Origin of the sequence: uncultured Corynebacterium sp., from assembly GCF_946998835.1 — a bacterium.
Lineage (GTDB): Bacteria > Actinomycetota > Actinomycetes > Mycobacteriales > Mycobacteriaceae > Corynebacterium.
Window position 1 is genome coordinate 37,397 of the sequence record NZ_CAMQAZ010000017.1, and the last position, 18,146, is coordinate 55,542.

General features: G+C 59.6%; 18 protein-coding genes. 15 read left to right on the forward strand and 3 right to left on the reverse strand.

Features of this window, described 5'->3' with window-relative positions; all coding sequences use genetic code 11:
* Nucleotides 1-276 precede the first annotated feature (276 nt).
* Nucleotides 277-1,698, forward strand: coding sequence for an MFS transporter (locus Q0U90_RS07210; protein ID WP_297453006.1), 1,422 nt, complete (start codon nt 277-279; stop codon nt 1,696-1,698).
* 2 nt (nt 1,699-1,700) lie between these two features.
* Here the strand turns inward: Q0U90_RS07210 and Q0U90_RS07215 are convergent, their stop codons facing one another.
* On the reverse strand, nt 1,701-2,324 hold the full coding sequence (locus tag Q0U90_RS07215) for a three-helix bundle dimerization domain-containing protein (RefSeq protein ID WP_297453008.1): 624 nt from the start codon (nt 2,322-2,324) through the stop codon (nt 1,701-1,703).
* A 222-nt stretch (nt 2,325-2,546) separates the two neighbouring features.
* On the opposite strand from Q0U90_RS07215, the gene hisH reads away from it, so the two are divergent.
* From hisH to pyk, 12 genes are all read left to right on the forward strand, one after another.
* Entirely contained in the window at nt 2,547-3,245 is a 699-nt protein-coding gene (hisH, locus tag Q0U90_RS07220) for an imidazole glycerol phosphate synthase subunit HisH (RefSeq protein WP_297453010.1), read from the forward strand.
* Nucleotides 3,246-3,391: 146 nt separating this feature from the next.
* Nucleotides 3,392-4,126 (forward strand): bifunctional 1-(5-phosphoribosyl)-5-((5-phosphoribosylamino)methylideneamino)imidazole-4-carboxamide isomerase/phosphoribosylanthranilate isomerase PriA, encoded by a 735-nt coding sequence (gene priA / locus Q0U90_RS07225; protein ID WP_297453012.1) that lies wholly within the window; start codon nt 3,392-3,394, stop codon nt 4,124-4,126.
* Between the two features lie 104 nt (nt 4,127-4,230).
* Complete coding sequence (locus Q0U90_RS07230) at nt 4,231-5,043, forward strand: inositol monophosphatase (RefSeq protein ID WP_297453015.1); 813 nt, start codon at nt 4,231-4,233, stop codon at nt 5,041-5,043.
* Nucleotides 5,044-5,158: 115 nt separating this feature from the next.
* A complete protein-coding gene (hisF, locus tag Q0U90_RS07235) occupies nt 5,159-5,935 on the forward strand; it encodes an imidazole glycerol phosphate synthase subunit HisF (RefSeq protein WP_005510401.1) in 777 nt (258 codons plus the stop codon).
* Nucleotides 5,932-6,330, forward strand: coding sequence for a phosphoribosyl-AMP cyclohydrolase (hisI, locus tag Q0U90_RS07240; RefSeq protein WP_297453017.1), 399 nt, complete (start codon nt 5,932-5,934; stop codon nt 6,328-6,330). The genes hisF and hisI overlap by 4 nt, the downstream gene beginning before the upstream one ends.
* Before the next feature lie 113 nt (nt 6,331-6,443).
* Nucleotides 6,444-7,988, forward strand: a complete 1,545-nt coding sequence (locus Q0U90_RS07245) for an anthranilate synthase component I (protein WP_297453019.1) — start codon at nt 6,444-6,446, stop codon at nt 7,986-7,988.
* Between the two features lie 7 nt (nt 7,989-7,995).
* Nucleotides 7,996-8,646 carry a TIGR02234 family membrane protein gene (locus tag Q0U90_RS07250; RefSeq protein WP_297453021.1) on the forward strand — a complete coding sequence of 217 codons (651 nt, stop codon included), beginning with the start codon at nt 7,996-7,998 and terminating at the stop codon, nt 8,644-8,646.
* A 4-nt stretch (nt 8,647-8,650) separates the two neighbouring features.
* Nucleotides 8,651-9,457, forward strand: a complete 807-nt coding sequence (gene trpC, locus Q0U90_RS07255; RefSeq protein WP_297453023.1) for an indole-3-glycerol phosphate synthase TrpC — start codon at nt 8,651-8,653, stop codon at nt 9,455-9,457.
* A gap of 201 nt (nt 9,458-9,658) precedes the next feature.
* Entirely contained in the window at nt 9,659-10,894 is a 1,236-nt protein-coding gene (gene trpB / locus Q0U90_RS07260) for a tryptophan synthase subunit beta (RefSeq protein WP_297453041.1), read from the forward strand.
* Nucleotides 10,895-11,674, forward strand: coding sequence for a tryptophan synthase subunit alpha (trpA, locus tag Q0U90_RS07265; RefSeq protein ID WP_297453025.1), 780 nt, complete (start codon nt 10,895-10,897; stop codon nt 11,672-11,674). It abuts the gene before it with no gap.
* Nucleotides 11,675-11,681: 7 nt separating this feature from the next.
* Complete coding sequence (gene lgt, locus Q0U90_RS07270) at nt 11,682-12,605, forward strand: prolipoprotein diacylglyceryl transferase (RefSeq protein WP_297453027.1); 924 nt, start codon at nt 11,682-11,684, stop codon at nt 12,603-12,605.
* Between the two features lie 33 nt (nt 12,606-12,638).
* On the forward strand, nt 12,639-14,054 hold the full coding sequence (pyk, locus tag Q0U90_RS07275) for a pyruvate kinase (RefSeq protein WP_297453029.1): 1,416 nt from the start codon (nt 12,639-12,641) through the stop codon (nt 14,052-14,054).
* A 123-nt stretch (nt 14,055-14,177) separates the two neighbouring features.
* Here the strand turns inward: pyk and Q0U90_RS07280 are convergent, their stop codons facing one another.
* Both Q0U90_RS07280 and Q0U90_RS07285 read right to left on the reverse strand, forming a co-directional pair.
* Nucleotides 14,178-15,434 carry an amidohydrolase gene (locus Q0U90_RS07280; RefSeq protein WP_297453043.1) on the reverse strand — a complete coding sequence of 419 codons (1,257 nt, stop codon included), beginning with the start codon at nt 15,432-15,434 and terminating at the stop codon, nt 14,178-14,180.
* A gap of 81 nt (nt 15,435-15,515) precedes the next feature.
* Nucleotides 15,516-16,865 carry a DUF4921 family protein gene (locus tag Q0U90_RS07285; RefSeq protein WP_297453031.1) on the reverse strand — a complete coding sequence of 450 codons (1,350 nt, stop codon included), beginning with the start codon at nt 16,863-16,865 and terminating at the stop codon, nt 15,516-15,518.
* A gap of 110 nt (nt 16,866-16,975) precedes the next feature.
* Between Q0U90_RS07285 and Q0U90_RS07290 the strand changes: the two genes are divergently transcribed.
* Nucleotides 16,976-17,359 (forward strand): hypothetical protein, encoded by a 384-nt coding sequence (locus Q0U90_RS07290; RefSeq protein WP_297453033.1) that lies wholly within the window; start codon nt 16,976-16,978, stop codon nt 17,357-17,359.
* A gap of 255 nt (nt 17,360-17,614) precedes the next feature.
* On the forward strand, nt 17,615-18,146 hold a 532-nt coding region (locus Q0U90_RS07295), incomplete at its 3' end, for a Glu/Leu/Phe/Val dehydrogenase dimerization domain-containing protein (RefSeq protein ID WP_297453035.1).

An 18,146-nucleotide genomic window follows, 5' to 3' on the forward strand; every position in this document is an offset into this window, starting at 1 on the left:
CGAGTTAGTCGCCACAGTAGGTAACAGTAAAAATCCGCCTTAGCTGGCATTTTAGAGGAAACGATGGTAACAACGTCTGTAGACGTGCTTCTAGCGCAGGTGTCTACCGCATCGACGCTAAGCACTTATTTTTTGTTCATTGTCGCTGGTCTGCTGGTGGGCGGAACATGGTCACTCTATAAGTCCGGATCGAGGGTTGGAACAATTATCCTCGGGCTCTTATCTGTGATTGCGCTCGCCGGCGCGATTTTGTGGTTGATTGGAGTGATGGAGTAAATGGCGTCCCGGGTGATGGACCGCAGGCAGTTAGACGAACTGGACAGCATGTGGAAAGCGCCCGGACTAGTACCTACGCTAGTCGCCGTGATGGCCGCCTTCGGTGGCTGGTCACTCCTCATGCCTGTCATTCCGCAGGCAATTCTTGACGACGGTGGCGGAACCTCACTCGCCGGTGCCTACACCGGTATCTTCATGGCCGCCACCGTCCTCACACAGACGCAGACCCCGCGCATGTGTCGACGTGTTGGCTACGGAATGACCATGCTGATTTCGGGATTGTTCCTGGGCTTGCCGACGATTCTGCACATGTTCGGCACCGATGCTGCTTTGGTACTAATCATTGCGGTTCTCCGCGGTATGGGCTTCGGTGCGTTGACTGTCGCCGAGTCCGCATTGATTGCAGAGCTTGTGCCACTGAAGTTCCTGGGGAAGGCCTCCGGTGCGCTTGGTGTTGCCGTTGGTCTGTCTGAGCTCATCTTCTTGCCGCTGGGTCTCATCATTGCGGACAAGACCGGCTCGTACGTTCCGGTCTATATTTTGGGTGCTGTCATTTCGCTGGTTGGTTCGCTGATGGCACTGTTCATCCCGAAGATTAAGCCGGCGCCAAAGGAAGGCAAGGGCGGCAAGGAAGACGTTGGCGACCCTGTTCCTGGAACTGCCGCGACACAGCCGAGCCCGGTCGAGCACGTTGCTACCTGGAAGCTGGTGGCTATTCCCGCGATTGCAATCAGCACGATTGCTATGGGCTTCGGTGGCATTTCCGCATTCCTCGCGCCGGCGGCTCGCGAAGTAGATGCGGTTTCTGGCGCAATCGTCGCTGGTCTGGCGCTATCGGTTCTCGGCGGCGCGCAGATGGTGTTCCGTTACTTCGCCGGTATCTATGCGGACCGTAAATCCGAGGCTGGCAGGCTGCTAATCCCGGCATTGATTAGCGGTTTTATTGGCCTGCTGATGATGTCTGGCTTGATTCTCTTTGATCTGTCGGCCTGGTTCCTGCTGGTTGCCGCTGTATTCTATGGCGCAGGATTCGGCATCGTTCAGAATGAGGCTCTGCTGCTGATGTTCGCTCGACTGCCACGTGACCGTACCGCTGAGGCCAGTGCTTTCTGGAATATGTCGTTTGACTCTGGCACCGGTATCGGCTCGTTTGTGCTGGGTGCTGTTGCCGCTGCCGCACTTCGTCCATACCCAGCAGTCTTTGCCTTTGCTGCAGCGCTGTTGGCGGTTGGTCTCATCGGGGCCGTGCTTGACCGAATCATCGGAAAGCATCGCGTTGCGGAGTATCAGAACACCCGTGCTACACTGCGCCGTCTGGGCGACGCAGTGAAGCGTCACACGCCAGAGGCCGCTGTGCGTGTTGCCCGCCCCGCTAAGAATGCGGTGACGCGCCTGACGGTGCGAGAGCGCAAGAAGAAGTAGGGTTACGCGACGGCGACGTTCATCTCGGTAAGGAGGGCCCGCAGACGGGTCTCGATATCGTCGATAAGCGACTGCAGCTCATCGTCGGCGAGCTCGTCCGGATCGACGATATCCCATTCCACGTAGCGGTCGCCGGGGACCGCTGGCGTCTCGTCGATGCCCATGAGCACCACCACATCGGCGCGGTGGGAAACGCGGGGCGTAATCGTCTTCTGGGTCAGCAGTGAGGTGTCTACGCCGCGGTCATGAAGGGCCTCGATAACGCGCGGGTTCAAGCCGTCCTCTGGGTTTAGGCCGATGGTGCGGATGAAGACTTCATCCCCGGCCAGGTGGTAAGCCAGGGCAGTGGCAATCTGGCTGCGACCGGAACCGCGGTTATCGGCAAAGAGAATTTCTTGGCGAGGAGCGAAGTCCTTGCAGCCGCTGGCGGCCTTGATGCGTTCGGTGGCCTCGCGTTCGGCGAGAACGGGCAGGAAGTTGGTCACCTTGGCGGAGTCGGTGAGCTCCGCAATGACATCGTCGAGAATGGAATCGATGGTCGCAGCATCGCAGGACGCGCCATAGAGACGGTGAAGATCCTCGCGAACGATGGCAAAAGACTTGTTGAGAACGGATGCGGTAGTCATGGCGTAAGTGCCTCTCTACGAAAGGAATATGGACTACTTAGGAATAAATCAATAACCTAGTTAACCTGTTGTTAACCTTGAGTTTACCAAAGTATTTCGCGATTACATAGCTGTTGGGTAGCTGTTGCACAGCTGTTGTATAGCTTCGCTTTTCCCTGTGCTGGTCAGCTTTCGTGGGGTAAATGGCAAAGGCTGATACTCAGCGCCTTAGAATGGCCAACCATGGAACAAGTCTCACCTTCGACGAAGAGCCCGACCGTCGCCATCCTTGATTACGGCTCCGGTAATTTGCGTTCAGCTGAGCGTGCTGTGGCCACTACCGGTGCTGAAGTTATCGTGACCGCCGACCCGAACATCGTGATGGAGGCCGATGGTCTTCTCGTTCCCGGTGTCGGCGCCTATGCCGCATGCATGGAGGGGCTGCATCGAGTTCAAGGGCCGCGTCTGATTGGCTCTCGGCTCGCAGGTGGGCGACCAGTGATGGGTATCTGCGTCGGTATGCAGGTGCTCTTTGATCGCGGCGTTGAGTACGCCGACGGTATCCACGCGGCTGAGACCGACGCATCCGCAGCTGTCACCGGCACGCCGGGCTGTGGTGAATGGCCAGGCACTGTCGAGCGCCTCGAAGCGTCGATTCTGCCGCACATGGGCTGGAATACGGTCGACGTGCCGGAAGGTTCGAAGATGTTTAAAGGGCTGGAAGATCAGCGCTTCTACTTCGTCCACTCCTATGGAGTGCGCAAGTGGGAGCTCGACACCGATTCGCGCATCGCTCCACCGCTGGTGACCTGGTCCACACATGAATCCGATCGATTCATTGCAGCAATCGAAAATGGTCCGCTGTGGGCCACGCAGTTCCACCCAGAGAAGTCCGGCGAGGCTGGGTTGAAGCTGCTGCAGAACTGGGTGGGCACGCTCTAATCGAGCAGTAGGTAGTATTTGCCCTAACCGCACTACCTGGTAGGTGGCGAAATTTCGCCGCCTAGACCACCTATACTGAGATAACTAGCAACAAGCGTGGGGTCGGAATCGTCACCACGCTCAGAGTCGAAGAGAGTAGAGCCCCCATGAGTTTGACCCTGCTGCCCGCTGTAGACGTAGCCGACGGCCAGGCTGTGCGCCTTGTCCAGGGTGCTGCTGGAACTGAAACTTCCTACGGCGCACCACTGGAAGCGGCCATGAACTGGCAGAACGCAGGCGCTGAGTGGATCCACTTGGTGGATCTCGACGCCGCATTCGGTCGCGGTTCGAACTACGACCTGCTTGCCGACGTCGTGGGCAAGCTCGACGTGAAGGTGGAGCTCTCCGGCGGTATCCGTGACAACGCTTCGCTCGAGGCTGCGCTGGCCACCGGCTGTGCTCGTGTCAACATTGGCACTGCCGCACTGGAGAATCCGGAGTGGTGCCGCGAGGTTATCGCCAACTACGGCGACCGTGTGGCCATTGGCCTGGACGTACTCAACGAAGAGGGGCAGTGGCGCCTGCGTGGCCGCGGTTGGGTCTCCGACGGCGGTGACCTCTGGGAGGTGCTGGAGCGCCTGGATGCTCAGGGGGCATCTCGTTTCGTGGTAACCGATGTTTCCAAGGATGGCACCCTGCAGGGCCCGAATGTGGAACTGTTGCGTGATGTCGCTGCGGCCACCGATGCTCCAATCGTCGCTTCAGGTGGTGTCAGCAGCCTGGACGACATTGCGGCCATCGCCAAGCTGGTCGATGAGGGCGTCGACTCCGCGATTGTCGGCAAGGCACTCTACGCAGGTCGTTTCACCCTGGAAGAAGCCCTGGCAGTAGCCCGCGGCTAAAGACGACACTTTCGTGGCCGGGGCCGGGGAGACGTCGTCAAGCGAAAGCGTCAACGAGGAAACGTCGCCCTGGCTGAGACGGCGGATGAAGGACTTAGAAAAGTATGGATGCCCTGGAACCGCGGGCGATGCTCGCTATTGCTGAAGCGGCGCTCGATGAGGTCGAAGGCCTGTTCACGGAGCACGTGGGCGCAGACCCGGTCGTCATGAAGCCGCGCGGGGATTTCGCGACGGAGACCGACCTGGAAATTGAACGTCGTCTACGCAAGCTCTTGACGCAGTATTCCGGTCTGCCTGTCTATGGCGAGGAATTCGGCGGCAAGGTCCCAGAGGAACACACCGCCTGGGTCATCGATCCGATTGACGGCACCACGAACTATTCCAACGGCTTTCCGCTGTGCGCCATGCTGCTCACACTCATGCATGAGGGGGAGCCGGTGGTCGGCATCACCTCGATGCCGCTGCTGCGCCGCCGTATTACCGCAGCTAAAGGCAGCGGCACCTTTGTCAACGGCCGTCGCGTCAACATCGACGCCGAGGCTGGCCGGCCGGTTTCGATTGCTTTCGGGTCTGTCATAGCGAGTACCGACGGCACATTCCCCCGCAAGTGGCGCCAATTGCTGCTGTCAAAGGTGGGCGAGCGCTATCCGACGATTCGAATTACCGGCTCTGTCGGCGTGGATCTGGGGTCCACCGCGATGGGAGCCTTCGGTGGCACCGTGACTTTCTCACCGCATGTGTGGGATAACGCAGCTGGTGTATTGCAGATTTCCGAAGCTGGAGGCGTCGTCACGGACCTGGCGGGCAAGCCCTGGAGGCATGATTCGGTAGGCGTGCTGGCGGGTACCCGAGATGTCCATGCCACGCTGCGGTCGATTATTGATCAGCTGGGACATCCGGAGACTTTCCGGAGCTAGAACGTGAGCAACATCCGGGAAGGGGGATTTTGTCCCCCACACACTCCGAGCTAATGCCCCGAGCCAAGAACTTTGAGCTAACACTTTGAGCTAACACGAGGAGAACTTAAAAACTATGTCTCTGGCAGTACGCGTGATTCCCTGCCTGGATGTCAACAATGGGCGGGTCGTCAAGGGCGTGAATTTTGAAAACCTCCGTGATGCTGGCGATCCGGTGGAGTTGGCCCGCCGCTACGGTGAGGAGGGCGCGGACGAGCTGACTTTCCTGGACGTCACAGCTTCCAAGGATGGCCGCGGCACCATGCTCGACGTGGTGCGCCGTACCGCAAGTGAGGTCTTCATTCCGCTGACTGTCGGTGGCGGTGTGCGCAGCGTCGAGGACGTCGACCAGCTGCTGCGTGCCGGTGCCGACAAGGTCAGTGTCAATACCGCTGCGATTGCCCGTCCGGAACTACTCAGCGAGCTGTCGCGTCGTTTCGGTGCGCAGTGCGTCGTGCTGTCGGTGGATGCTCGACGCGTACCCGAAGGGGGCACACCGCAGCCGTCGGGCTTTGAGGTCACCACGCACGGCGGTTCACGTTCGGCCGGTATTGACGCCGTCGAGTGGGCACGTCGCGGCGAGGAGCTTGGTGTCGGCGAAATTCTGCTGAACTCCATGGATGGCGACGGCACCAAGGATGGTTTCGACCTGGAGTTGCTGGAGAAGGTCCGCGCTGCCGTCGATGTCCCGGTGATTGCCTCTGGCGGTGCGGGTAAGGCGGAGCATTTCCCGCCAGCCGTGCGTGCCGGTGCCAACGCGGTTTTGGCCGCGTCCATTTTCCACTTCGGCGAGGTCAGCATCGCCGAGGTCAAGGAAGAAATGGCGCGTGAGGGAATCGAGGTACGTCAGTGACAGGTCTAGCCCCAGGCGCTGCAGCGCACGGTGCAGGAGATGATCCGCGGGAGTACACGCTCCCCGAGGACATCGAGAAGATCACCAAGTTCAATGCTGACGGGTTGATTCCCGCCATTGTGCAGGAAGAATCCACTGGTCGCGTGCTTATGATGGCCTGGATGGATTCCCACGCCCTGGCGTACACCATCGCTACCAAGCGCGGCACCTACTGGTCGCGCTCGCGGTCGGAGTACTGGATCAAGGGGCTTACTAGTGGCCATTTCCAGACAGTGACATCGCTGGCGCTGGACTGCGATGGCGATACCGTACTGATGCAGGTGGTGCAGGACGGTGCGGCATGCCACACCGGCTCGCACAGCTGCTTTGACGTGCATCCCGTGTTCGAGGGCTAAGCAGTCCATCTCGGTTGCCGGGGTGGGGTTTTCGTCGTCAAGCACGTGTCCGACCCCAGTGAAGTCCGGGGTTAAGTGATGTGTAATCCGGGGTGCGTGGCACAATAGCGGCTATGACTCGTATCACCATGACCACGCGTGAGCGCTTCCGCGAATTGGCTGCACACCATCGGGTCGTGCCCGTGGTTCGCAAGGTTTTGGCGGACGGCGAAACGGCGCTGTCGGCTTACCGCAAGCTCGCGGCCGATTGTCCCGGCACTTTCTTGCTGGAGTCCTCCGATGTGGGGCAGTCGTGGTCGCGCTGGTCGTTTATCGGTTGCGGCAGTCGCGCCGCACTGACGGTGGATGATGCGGGGGAGGCCACGTGGATTGGCAACGCGCCATCGGGTGCGCCGGAGGGCGGAAATCCGCTGGATGCGCTGCGTCGCACGCTGCAGCTGCTGCACACGGAACTTCCGCTTGCCGACGATGCCTCGGTACCCAAGCTCACCTCTGGTCTCGTTGGCTACTTCGGGCATGACATTGTCCGCTACATCGAGCCGCAGCTGCCGGATACCACTGACAATGATTTGCAGATTCCGGAGCTCATGCAGCTGCTGGTGGAAGATTTGGCTGCTTTTGACCACCACGAGGGTGTGCTGTGGCTGATCTCCAATGCCGTCAACTGGGACGGCTCGGATGAGCGGATTGACCAGGCGTATGACACCGCCTGTGATCGTGTCAATGCGATGGTGGAGCGGCTGTCGGAACCATCTGTTTTGCGACCGGCGGAAGTCAGTTTCCCCGAGCCGGTAATTCGCCGTCAGCGCACTGCCACGGACCACATGGATCGCATTGAGCGCTGTAAGGAGCACATCCGCGCCGGCGATGCGTTCCAGATTGTGCTTTCGCAGCGGTTCGAAATGGACACGCAGGCATCGGCCTTTGATATCTACCGCATTCTGCGGGTTTCCAATCCGTCGCCGTATATGTTCCTGGTCAATGTTCCTACCAAGGACTTCTCCGATACCGCTTTCCAAATTGTCGGTTCCTCCCCGGAATCACTCGTGGCGGTCCAGGGAAGTGAGGTCATCACCAACCCCATTGCCGGCACGCGCCCGCGCGGAGCCACGGTGGAGCAGGACAATGCCCTGGAAGCTGACCTGTTGGCAGACGAGAAGGAAAATAGCGAGCATCTGATGCTCGTCGACCTTGGCCGTAATGACCTCGGACGTGTGTGCCGCCCAGGCAGTGTAGTTGTCCACGACTTCCGTCATATTGAGCGCTACAGTCACGTCATGCACCTGGTGTCTACGGTCACCGGTGAGCTTTCCAGCGACGCCACGGCCGTCGACGCATTTGCGGCGACCTTCCCGGCGGGAACGCTCTCGGGTGCGCCGAAGCCTTCCGCGTTGAGCATCATCGACAAGTTCGAAGACACGCGTCGAGGTGTTTATGGTGGCACTGTTGGATATTTTGACTTCCGGGGAAATACTGACCAGGCAATTGCCATCCGCACAGGTGTGAAGAAGGGGGATATCGTCTACGTTCAGGCCGGTGGCGGAATTGTCAGTGATTCTGACCCGGTGGCTGAGGATGAAGAGACCCGCAACAAGGCCGCGGCTGTGCTGCGAGCTGTCGCGGCAGCTGAGACACTAGTCCCAGCGGAAAGGAGCTAGGTTTTCGATGAAGTCGACAACGATGCTCTCCGGTGGCCTCATCGGTGTGGCCGCGGCGGGAATGTGGTTGTGCAGCCGAAGTGCGTGGCTGACGGTCGATACGGTCGATGATAAGTCCGGTCCGGCGACCACGGATTTGGTGGGTGCAGTCTGGGCTCCAGAGTTGACCTCTATTGCGCTGGCGCTGGTGGCTGCGCTGTTTGCTACTACCATTTTGGGTTCACTGGGGCGCCGCATTGTCGGTGTGCTCGCTGCGCTGCTCGCTATTGCGGCCTCGTGGACGCCGATGACGCTGCTCGCTAGCGGAGAAAACGGTGTGGATTCCCAGCGGGCACTGGATTTGTTGACGTCGGGAAGCGCCTCACAGCGCGCCAGTGATGCGGTGACTGTGGCAGACTGGGCGCAGGTCGCTGCGATTGAAGTGCACGCTATGGGGCCGGCCTTGGCATTGTTGTGTTGTGCATTGGCGCTGGTTGGGGCGGTATTGCTAGTGCGCCGTCCGGGTTCTGTGAAGAAGCAGAAGTCCAGTGCGTATGAGACCCCGGAGGTACGCCGCCAGCGTATTGCCGAGGATCTGGAGGAAGACCCGCAGTCGGGTCGAGTTCTGTGGGATGCTTTGGATGCCGGTGTAGATCCTACGGATCTGGATAAGGAGTAAGGCCGTGGCTAACGTTCTGGACAAGATTATTGAAGGTGTGCGGGAAGATCTCGCTGCTCGGGAAGCCAAGATTTCCTACCGGGAGATCAAGGAGCTCTCGCTAAAGGCACCGTCGCCGATTGATGCCGTGGCGGCACTGGCCAAGCCCGGCGTGCAGGTGATTGCAGAGGTCAAGCGTGCCTCGCCGTCGAAGGGCGAGCTGGCTGACATTCCTTCGCCGGAGGTTTTGGCCGCAGAATACGAGCAGGGTGGTGCTGCGGTTGTTTCCTGCCTGACTGAGCAGCGCCGCTTCCGCGGTTCGCTGGCCGACCTCGACGCCGTGCGCCGCGCGGTGAACATTCCGGTGCTGCGCAAGGACTTCATTGTCACCCCGTACCAGGTTCACGAGGCCCGCGCGCACGGTGCCGACTTGGTACTGCTGATGTGCTCGGCGTTGGATCAGCCGACGCTGGAGTCCCTGCTGGATCGCACCGAATCGCTCGGCATGAATGCTCTGGTTGAGGCACACACCGCCGAAGAGGTTGAGTGTGCCGAGGCCGCTGGCGCCAAGATTCTCGGCATCAACGCCCGAAACCTGAAGACTCTCGACGTGGACCTCACCGTGTACGAACGCCTCGCCCCGATGCTGCCGGACAACGTTGTGAAGGTCGCTGAGTCCGGTGTCAAGGGGCCGGAGGAACTTCGGTACTACGCCTCCCACGGCGCCGACGCGGTGCTGGTGGGCGAGGGGCTGGTCACCGCAGGTAAGCCAGGAGATGCTTGCCGACGTCTCGTTGCCGCCGGTGTCCACCCGACACTGCGCAGCGAATAGTGGTAGTTCGCGGTTGCGATGTAGAAGCCGCATTGCGCCGCGATAGTTGCTTCCTTTGGTAGCGCGGCACACCTGTTGTGCTGGCGCACCACAGTTTCTTAGGCCTTATGCCCCGAGGCAGGTGGGGATAGTCCACAATAGATAACTGTGAGTGACCAAGATTTCAAGAATCATGATGCCCGCGGTGACCGCCTGCCCACGATGGGTGAGGTTATCGCGGAGACAACGAACCACGAGTCAGATGCCATTGGGCACTGGGGTAAGTGGGGCGGCCAGTTCGTGCCGGAGGCGCTGATGGCCGTCATCGGTGAGGTCACCGATGGCTACGCGAAGGCCCGTGTTGACCAGGATTTTCTCGATGAGCTCGACCGACTGCAGCGCACCTATGTCGGCCGCCCCTCACCGTTGTACTACGCGGAGAAGTTTTCCGCCGACATTGGCGCTGACGTCTGGCTCAAGCGAGAGGACCTGAACCACACCGGTAGCCACAAGATTAATAACGTCTTGGGCCAGGTACTGCTGGCTAAGCGCATGGGCAAGAAGAACATCATTGCCGAGACTGGTGCAGGCCAGCATGGTGTCGCAACCGCGACGGCCTGTGCGCTGCTTGGCCTGAACTGCCGTATTTACATGGGTAAGGTCGACGCGATTCGCCAGCGTCTCAACATCGCCCGCATGCGGCTGCTCGGTGCAGAGGTCATCGAAGTCGAGATTGGCTCGAAGACCCTCAAGGACGCGATCAATGAGGCCATGCGCTTCTGGGTCTCCAATGCCGATGACACCTACTACTGCTTCGGTACCGCCGCTGGCCCGCACCCATTCCCAACAATGGTGCGTGACTTCCAGCGCATTATCAGTGCGGAGGCGCGCCAGCAGATTCTCGCCGAGACCGGCTCGCTTCCCGACGCCGTCGTGGCCTGTGTCGGCGGCGGTTCTAATGCAATCGGCGCGTTCCATCACTTCATTGACGATGAATCGGTCCGATTGGTTGGCGCTGAAGCTGGCGGTGACGGTGTTGAGACCGGCCGCCATGCAGCCCCGATTTCAGCTGCCGGTAACCCGGGTGTTTTCCAGGGCTCCTTCGCAGCTCTGATGCAAAACGAGGACGGCCAGATTACAGAGTCCCACTCGATTTCCGCCGGCCTGGATTACCCGGGTGTGGGCCCGGAGCACTCTTACCTGGCCGACATTGAGCGCGCGTCCTACCTGCCGGTAACCGATACTCAGGCAATGCAGGCATTCCAGGATTTGACTCGGATGGAAGGTATCCTGCCCGCTATTGAGTCCGCACATGCGGTCGCTGCAGCTCGTCTTATCAGCGACGACCTGCGTGAAGAGCTGGGGCGTAAGCCACTGATTATTGTCAATGTTTCCGGTCGCGGTGACAAGGATGTCGACACCGCTGCTAAGTGGTTTGATCTGATGGAGGAGTCCTAAATGAGTCTGAGCGACGTCTTTACCAAGGTTCGCGAGGAAAACCGCGCCGCATTCATCGGCTACTACCCAGCGGGATTCCCGACCACAGATAAGTCGATTGAGAACATCAAGGCGATTGTTGACGCCGGTGCCGACATCATCGAGGTCGGCCTGCCTTTCTCTGACCCGATGATGGACGGCCCAACCATTCAGGATGCCGCCAACGTGGCTCTGGATGCGGGCTTCCGCACCCGCGAGATTATGCGCGTGGTTCGTGAAGTCACTGAGCACGGCGGTACCTGTGTGGTCATGAGCTACTGGAACCCAATTCTGCAGTATGGTCCGGAGCGTTTTGCCGAAGATCTGGCCGCCGCCGGTGGTCGTGGCACCATCATCCCGGACCTCATCCCCGAGGAAGCAGGCCAGTGGCAGCGCGCGGCAGAAGCCAATGGCTTGTCCAACATCATGTTGGTAGCCCCGTCTTCGACCAACGAGCGTCTGCAGCTGACCGCCACCGCGTCGACCGGTTTCGTCTATGCCACCAGCCACATGGGTGTCACAGGTGCCCAGGCCAGCGTTGACTCGGCAGCTGGCAAGTTGGTCGCCCGTACACGTGAAGTCACCGACACACCAGTATGCGTTGGCCTCGGTGTCTCCAATGGGGCACAGGCCGCCGAAATTGCCGAGTTCGCAGATGGTGTTATCGTCGGTTCGGCACTGATTAAGGCTGCTATGAAGAGCACCGATGACCTGGTAACGCTCGCCCGCGAACTCGCAGCGGGCGTACGAGGAGAGAGCTAGCGCATCTATGAGTTCCACCCTTGTTCTCGCTGAGACTGCAACCACATATCTGGCCAACATTCCCTCCCCGTCGCAGGGCGTGTGGCAGCTAGGACGGATACCGCTGCGTGGCTACGCGATTTCCATCTTGGTCGGCGTACTCATCGGCATCTACTGGATGCAGCGCCGCTACGCGGCCAGGGGTGGAGATCCGGAGTTGGTTCTCGACATTGCCATCGCAGTCATTCCTGCGGGCATCATCGGTGGCCGTCTCTACCACGTCGCTACCGACTGGGAGAAGTACTTCGGCCCCGGCGCCAATCCTGCCGATGCGCTGAAGATTACCAACGGTGGTCTCGGCATCTGGGGAGCGGTGGCACTCGGTGTGCTAGCTGCGTGGGCGGTAGCAAAATGGCGGAAGGTGCCGTTTGCGCCTGTGCTCGATGCGGCTGCACCCGCCATCATTCTCGGACAGGCCATTGGGCGCCTGGGCAACTGGTTCAACCAGGAACTCTACGGTGGCCCGACGTCACTTCCGTGGGGCCTGGAAATTTACCAACGAGTCGATGAGTTCGGCAGGGTTGCCCCGGTCAGCGGAACGTCGACAGGCGAAGTGCTAGCCGTTGTGCACCCGACGTTCCTCTACGAGATGGTGTGGAACGTCCTCGCCTGCCTGGTTATTGTCTGGGCGGACCGCAAGTTCAAGATGGGCGGCGGGCGAGTCTTTGCGCTCTATGTCGCGGCCTACACGTTGGGGCGCTTCTTCATTGAGCTCATGCGCGTTGACGATGCAACGCTTGTGTTCGGCGTGCGTATCAATAACATCACGTCGCTAGTGGTCTTCCTCTGTGCGGTGATTGCTCTATGGATTCTGCGGGGCAAGAGCCGTGAAACCGCAGAGGAAGTCAGAGGAGAAAGCGACCCTGCTGAAGCCCGCAGTGTTTCCAACTGACGCGTAGCGCAGTAAGCGACTAGGCTAGAGCCCGTGCTTAGACGAACGAAGATTGTATGTACCCTCGGTCCAGCAGTTGCGTCGCTGGAGGGGATTACCGGGCTGGTCAACGCCGGCATGGATGTTGCCCGTCTGAATTTCTCTCACGGTGAGCATGAGGACCACGCTCAGAACTACCGCTGGGTGCGTGAAGCATCCGACACTACCGGACGTGCAGTTGGTATTCTCGCCGACCTGCAGGGACCAAAGATTCGCCTCGGTCGCTTTAAAGAGGACTCGACGTACTGGGCCGACGGCGAGATTGTGCGCATCACCGTTGACGATGTCGAAGGCACACACGACCGCGTCTCCACGACGTACAAGCACCTCGCTGAAGATGCCCGCCCGGGCGACCGCCTGCTTGTCGACGACGGCAAGGTGGGCCTGGAGTGCATCGAGGTAGACGGCAATGACGTGGTGTGTCGCGTTATTGAAGGTGGCCCAGTTTCCAACAACAAGGGTGTTTCCCTGCCGGGCATGAACATCTCGGTGCCGGCCTTGTCGGAAAAGGACATCGCCGACCTGCGCTTTGCCCTCAAACTGGGCGTGGACTTTATTGCGCTGTCCTTTGTCCGCTCGCCTTCCGACGTCGAACTGGTCCATGCAGTCATGGATGAGGTTGGCCGTCGTGTTCCGATTATCGCCAAGCTGGAGAAGCCAGAGGCAATCGAGTCTCTGGAGGCCATTATCCTGGCCTTCGATGCTGTGATGGTCGCCCGTGGTGACCTCGGCGTTGAGGTGCCGCTGGAAGATGTTCCGCTGGTTCAGAAGCGAGCTATTCAGATTGCCCGCGAGAACGCCAAGCCGGTCATTGTGGCGACTCAGATGCTCGACTCCATGATTGCGAACTCCCGCCCGACTCGTGCAGAGGCCTCTGATGTGGCAAACGCCGTGCTCGATGGTGCAGATGCTGTGATGCTCTCGGGCGAGACCTCGATTGGTAAGTACCCGCAGACCACGGTTAAGACCATGGCTCGGATCGTCACTGCTGCTGAGCGCGAAGGTGAAGTTCCTGCGCTGACTCACATGCCGCGTACCAAGCGTGGCGTGATTTCCTACGCAGCTCGCGATATCGGTGAGCGCTTGAACGCCCGCGCTATGGTTGCTTTCACAACATCGGGTGACACCGCTCGTCGTGTGGCTCGCTTGCATTCCCGTCTGCCGCTGCTGGTCTTCACTCCAAACCAGCAGGTTCGGTCGCAACTTGCGTTGACGTGGGGTGCGGAGACCTTCTTGGTGCGCCAGGTTGACTCCACTGATGAGATTATGCAGGTCATTGATGAGCAGCTCATGAGCATGGACAGCTATGACACCGGTGACACGCTCGTTGTTGTTGCTGGTACCCCTCCTGGAAATGAGGGCAACACCAATATGATTCATGTCCATGTTATTGGTGAGGACGCACGCTAACTCTCTCGCACGCGGGAAAAGCCGGTAGCCCTTTTCGGCTTACCGGCTTTTTGCTTGGGCTTATCAAGCTGGGGTGTTTGGCGAGGTTCAACGCCGGCAATCGGCCACGCCGGCAAACGACCCCTACTTCGCCAGGTAGGAGAGAACCGCGGCAGCTGCAGCCGAAGTCGCAGATGCAGCAGTCGGTTCGAAGTCAGGCAGGAAGGTCGGCATGTGGTTCGACGGCACGTCTTCGACCACGCGGTCAGCGGCAACGGCAGCTTCCCACTGATCTCGAGGTGTGACACCAACCGTCCAGTAAACATACGGACAGTTCAGACCGCGCGGGATGTCTGAGAAATCCTCCGATGCGGTCCACGGCACAGCATCAGTGGAGTCTTTGCCGAGCACCGCATCCATGACCGGGCGGATTGTGGCAAACGCCTCCTGATCATTGTCGGTGACTTCGCCGTGATCGGAGTACTCAATCATCGGCTCAACCTCGGTGCCGGAAGCCAGGCATTCGCCACGAACAACACGCTCGATGCCCGCAATGAGCTTGGCGCGCACCTCGTTGGAGTAGTAGCGAATATTCAGCACAATCCGAGCCTGACCGGGGATTGTGTTATTCGAGTTGCCGGACTGCAGCGTGCCGACGGACAGTACTCCAAACTCGTGGGGAGGAATTTCGCGGCCCACAATTCCCTGCAGACGCAGCACGATTGCGGCTGCTAAGTACGTCGGGTCAATGGCGTTGTGAGGCATAGAGCCATGCGCCGAACGGCCGGTCAGAGTGATGCTGATGGTGTCGCAACCTGCGAGTGCTGGGCCAGGCATGGTCATAACCTGACCGGCGGGGCCGGGAACAACATGCTGGCCGAAGCACACATCTGGGGTTGGGATGAGTTCTGCCAGGCCATCGTCAATCATGGCTTGTGCACCGCAGGCCAGTTCCTCGGCGGGCTGGAACAGGGCAATGAAGGTACCCGACCACTCAGTCTTAGTAGCTGCCATCAAGCTGGCCAAACCAAGCCCGGCCGTCATGTGCATGTCATGGCCACAGGCGTGCATGACAGCGGTAGCAGATCCATCGCGGGCAGTACCGGTGGCAGACGAGGCAAAGTCCACACCTGTTTCCTCAGAAACAGGGAGTGCATCGATGTCAGCGCGGAAGAGCACGGTGGGGCCCGGACCATTTTCCATGACGCCAACGAGACCATGGCCACCGATACCCTCATGCACGGTGTAAGTTCCCATCTCGCGGAGAGCACCGGCAAGGTACGCAGCTGTCTTCTCCTCTGCCTGAGACAGCTCCGGGTGCTGGTGCAGATAGCGGTAGATTTCCCACTGCGTGTCCAGCGGCACTCGATGGGTGGCGATGAGGTCGCGAATACGGCTCAGTCGTGCATCACTAAGTCGTGCATCATTGTTGCTCACCTGGATTAAGACTCCTAACTTCTTTCTCTGCTCTGCGCCAGCCTCCTACAGCCGCGTTCCGTCCTCGATGAGGGGATTGTACTTCAGCGAATTCGGCAGGCACTGGCACTCGGTCGCAATGTGAATGCTGTCCGAAATCTTTCCGGTCTCCCGTAAACGGTACAGCTCTGGGACAACGCGGTCGCGCAAATCCCATGGGGAGATGGTGTTCAGATAAATCTTGGTGCCGCCTTCAAATCCGGCCAGGTTCGAGGTGCGCCACTTAATCATCACACGCCAGGGCATTCGGGCATCTAAATCGACCGGCCGATGGTGCCATTCCTCGTTACACGGAATGGTGGGGCCGGCAGCGGCATGGCAGGCGTGAATCAGGTCCGACATCGCATCGATCTCAGCGCGGGTTTGCAGCCACGGTTCGCAGATATCCGACTTCGAGAAAATCTCCAGCGTAGGGTAGCGGTGTCCGAATCCAGCGAAGGCTACCGCGTGCTCATTTTCCGCGATAATCAGATTGTGGCGCGCCGCATAGTCCACTGCGAACTCGTTGTAGATATTCGGGTTCTTGCGCACCGCCTGCACTTCGCGCTTGAGCTGCTCGCCGTGCTCATCAATCGCTACAAGTTGCTTGTGCAGATGGTCGAAGCTGGCACCGGCCGGCTTCAGCCAGTTTTGGAAAGCGGCCACATAGCGCACGTAGCGGTTGCGTCGGTACAGGTCAGCAATCGACTCGACGGTGAACGCAATGAGTGCGCGGTGCTCGGCGACGGTCAGCGTGCCAGAAGAAGCTAGCTGGTTGTCGTGCGTGGCACCGTCAACAAAGTGGCGACGGGCAACAATCACATCGTGGCCGCCAGCGAAATAGCTTGGGGCTCGGCGCAGCAATTCCTCGTCGGAAAGCGCGCTGATTTCCTCTTCGCTGCGTCCGGCGGCGCGGTAGCGCGTGCGGATGATATTGAGCACGTGCTCGCGGCCCTTCGAATCGTCGAGGTAGGCCTCCATGCGCTGCTGAGTCTCACGGTCAGGCTCGAAGCCGTAGTTTTCCGCCCAGTAGTCATAGGAGACGATTTCGAACAGGTTGGGTACGCGACGGAACTCGGCAGTGGTGTCGAAGAGCTGGTCGGGCAGTACTCCTGTCAGTGTGCTGTAGCCGCCGAACACTGATTCGTCGATGACCACGCGGGCTTTCTCCGGCGGGGTTTGTAGCAGATTGTTCCAGCCGAAGGAGTCGCGGGAACCGAAATCCTCCTCGGTCAGCGGCTGCGGATCCGGGTGCTTGATTCCCAGCGGCCGATTGCCTCGACCAGGGACGGTCCACACCTGGGTACCGGAAAAAGGATTGACTTGCTTCACCGTGCCGTCGGCAAGCGTGATGAGGGGATTGCTGAATGCCTGCATAAAACCAACACTACGTCGTTAGCGTGTACAGGCGCGCGCCGATTCCACGGCAGGTGCTTGACGACGGTGGCTATTGTCAGTCCGCCCCGCGTGGCTTAGCCTGTGGAGTTATGTCGAAAATTGTTTTTCACTGCCTTGTGAAACCAGCCGAATCGGAGACGCTGGCCGAGGCATTTCGTGCCAAGTTGAGTGAGTTCGACCGCGCCGGGCGGATTAGTGATGTGGATGTCGCAGTGGCAGCGGCGGACACCGACGCGCAGTTGGTGGAGCAGTGGGAGCGCGAGAACCCGAAGGAACCGCTCGGGGATAGGAAGGTATTCCGCTATCTTTTGAGCTTTGAGCAGCACGGTGGTTCGCTCAATGAACTCGCTATGGACCTGTCTGAGCTACTGACTCCGCGTGCAGAATTGCCCCCGGACCCGGTGCTGCGAGAGTTTGACGAAATGCTCGAATCTGTTGCGACGTATCCCTGGAATGTTGCCGTATTTAGGTAATTTCCTACCTAATCGGTGAAAAGTGTAAGACTCCACAGAGCCGGTGATTGGCTTGGCCAGCGGGTGTAGCGCGTAACACTGCGAGTTTTGCCAGCAATATGCCGTTGTATAATTATGTCCGCTTCAATATCAACAGTTGCCCAGTCCTTGTGCACACAACCTGTGCCACCGAGTTACAGCAGCCGAGAAGTGGTTTACAACCGCGGACGGTTTGCTCTTCGTGGGCGCCATAATGGTTTCGCAGAGAGGTTTATTTTGAATATCGAGCAGAAGGTTTCGGGACTCTATGACCAGATTCTTACCCGAAACGCCGGTGAGCCGGAGTTCCACCAGGCAGTGGCAGAAGTTCTGGAGTCGCTGAAGGTCGTCCTGGAAAAGGACCCGCACTACGGTGACTTCGGCTTGGTTCAGCGTCTGTGTGAGCCGGAGCGCCAGATTATTTTCCGCGTGCCATGGGTCGACGACCAGGGTCAGGTCCAGGTCAACCGCGGCTTCCGCGTTCAGTTCAACTCTGTGCTGGGTCCGTACAAGGGCGGTCTGCGCTTCCACCCGAGCGTGAACCTCGGCATTATTAAGTTCCTGGGCTTCGAGCAGATTTTCAAGAACTCCCTGACCGGCCTGCCGATTGGCGGCGGCAAGGGCGGCTCCGACTTTGACCCGAAGGGCAAGTCCGAGCTGGAGATCATGCGCTTCTGCCAGTCATTCATGACTGAGCTGCACCGCCACATCGGCGAGTACCGCGATGTCCCAGCCGGTGACATCGGCGTCGGCGGCCGCGAGATCGGCT

What these genes read in the sequence shown, in the direction of transcription:
- trpB (WP_297453041.1), top strand. Translation starts at nt 9,659, where the DNA reads ATGGGTGAGGTTATCGCGGAGACAACGAACCACGAGTCAGATGCCATT.
- Q0U90_RS07250 (WP_297453021.1), top strand. Translation starts at nt 7,996, where the DNA reads ATGAAGTCGACAACGATGCTCTCCGGTGGCCTCATCGGTGTGGCCGCG.
- priA (WP_297453012.1), top strand. Translation starts at nt 3,392, where the DNA reads ATGAGTTTGACCCTGCTGCCCGCTGTAGACGTAGCCGACGGCCAGGCT.
- Q0U90_RS07210 (WP_297453006.1), top strand. Translation starts at nt 277, where the DNA reads ATGGCGTCCCGGGTGATGGACCGCAGGCAGTTAGACGAACTGGACAGC.
- Q0U90_RS07285 (WP_297453031.1), bottom strand. Translation starts at nt 16,865, where the DNA reads ATGCAGGCATTCAGCAATCCCCTCATCACGCTTGCCGACGGCACGGTG.
- hisF (WP_005510401.1), top strand. Translation starts at nt 5,159, where the DNA reads ATGTCTCTGGCAGTACGCGTGATTCCCTGCCTGGATGTCAACAATGGG.
- trpA (WP_297453025.1), top strand. Translation starts at nt 10,895, where the DNA reads ATGAGTCTGAGCGACGTCTTTACCAAGGTTCGCGAGGAAAACCGCGCC.
- Q0U90_RS07245 (WP_297453019.1), top strand. Translation starts at nt 6,444, where the DNA reads ATGACTCGTATCACCATGACCACGCGTGAGCGCTTCCGCGAATTGGCT.
- Q0U90_RS07290 (WP_297453033.1), top strand. Translation starts at nt 16,976, where the DNA reads ATGTCGAAAATTGTTTTTCACTGCCTTGTGAAACCAGCCGAATCGGAG.
- hisH (WP_297453010.1), top strand. Translation starts at nt 2,547, where the DNA reads ATGGAACAAGTCTCACCTTCGACGAAGAGCCCGACCGTCGCCATCCTT.
- lgt (WP_297453027.1), top strand. Translation starts at nt 11,682, where the DNA reads ATGAGTTCCACCCTTGTTCTCGCTGAGACTGCAACCACATATCTGGCC.
- Q0U90_RS07230 (WP_297453015.1), top strand. Translation starts at nt 4,231, where the DNA reads ATGGATGCCCTGGAACCGCGGGCGATGCTCGCTATTGCTGAAGCGGCG.
- Q0U90_RS07215 (WP_297453008.1), bottom strand. Translation starts at nt 2,324, where the DNA reads ATGACTACCGCATCCGTTCTCAACAAGTCTTTTGCCATCGTTCGCGAG.